Source organism: Vibrio halioticoli NBRC 102217, from assembly GCF_000496695.1.
Taxonomy (GTDB): domain Bacteria; phylum Pseudomonadota; class Gammaproteobacteria; order Enterobacterales; family Vibrionaceae; genus Vibrio; species Vibrio halioticoli.
This window is the reverse complement of the sequence record NZ_BAUJ01000106.1, coordinates 1-1306: the sequence shown is the minus strand read 5'-3', so window position 1 is coordinate 1306 and position 1306 is coordinate 1. Positions and strand designations below refer to the sequence as shown.

At 42.6% G+C, this 1306-nt stretch carries 1 protein-coding gene; it reads right to left on the bottom strand.

Annotated features, from left to right (window positions below; genetic code table 11):
- Positions 1-31 precede the first annotated feature (31 nt).
- Entirely contained in the window at positions 32-1243 is a 1212-nt protein-coding gene (locus VHA01S_RS17725; protein ID WP_023405715.1) for an IS256 family transposase, read from the bottom strand.
- Positions 1244-1306 lie beyond the last annotated feature (63 nt).

Here is a 1306-nt window from a genome sequence, read left to right as displayed (position 1 = left end):
GAGGCTGTAACAGATTCTGTGTAATTGCCATTTAGTTAATGTACTTTTCAAGACGTTCCTCGAACTCGATAATAAACCGACTCATAGCCTGACGCCAGTTTTGAATGGGCATCGTCCATTTCTTGCTGGCGTCTTTGATCGCTAGGTAGACCATTTTCGTTGCGGCTTCATCGCTCGGGAAGATCTTCCGCTTTTTTAATGCTTTACGTATCACACTGTTGAGAGATTCAATAGCATTAGTTGTGTAGATAGCCCTACGGATATCTTCAGGGTAGTTAAACAGCGTGTTGAGGTTCTGCCAATGATTACGCCAGGACTTAGAGATTTGTGGATATTGACTATCCCAGGCTTCGCCAAAGCGCTCTAGCTCTAATAAAGCTTCATCTTCTGTAGCTGAGCGGTATACACGCTTTAGGTCAGCTGTGACGGCCTTATAATCTTTCCATGACACATACTTTAACGAGTTTCTTACCATATGGACGATACACAACTGAATATGTGTTTGAGGAAAAACCGTGTTGATGGCATCAGGAAAACCCTTTAATCCATCCACACAAGCAATAAGAATGTCTTCAACACCACGCTGATTGAGCTCAGTTAAAACACTCAACCAAAACTTAGCGCCCTCGTTTTCTGCTATCCACATGCCCATGAGTTCTTTCTGACCATCAGTGTTAATACCTAGAGCGAGGAAGATCGACTTATTGATAATACGTTTGTCTTGGCGGATCTTGACCACAATACAATCGAGATAAACGATGGGATAAATAGCATCAAGCGGCCTAGATTGCCACTCAACTATTTCTTCGATCACAGCATTTGTCACTCGTGATACGAGGCTGGGTGATATCTCTGCGCCATACCATTCATCGAAAGCATTGACGATATCGCGAGTACTCATTCCTTGGGCATAAAGCCACAAGATTTTGTCATCCATAGAGGTAAAACGTGATTGGTGTTTTTTGACCAGTTTGGGTTCAAACGAGCCTAGGCGATCCCGAGGAGTATTGAGTTCAAACTCTCCATCTTCGGTTTTTACGCGTTTACTGCTCTTGCCATTGCGGTAATTATTCGACTTAGAGGATTGATGTTTTTCATAGCCAAGATGCTCATCCATCTCAGCATTGAGAGCAGCCTCAACCGTAATTTTCTTCAGCATTTGGCTGAACTCAGTTAAGTCTTCAGGAGTTTTAATTCCTTTAGCTGCTTCCTTAGCGAAAGCTTCAAGTTGTTTCTTATTCATATTGCCTATCCTTAGCCTTTAAGGCTTAGTTTAGGCAATTACACAGAATTTAGGACAGTCTCC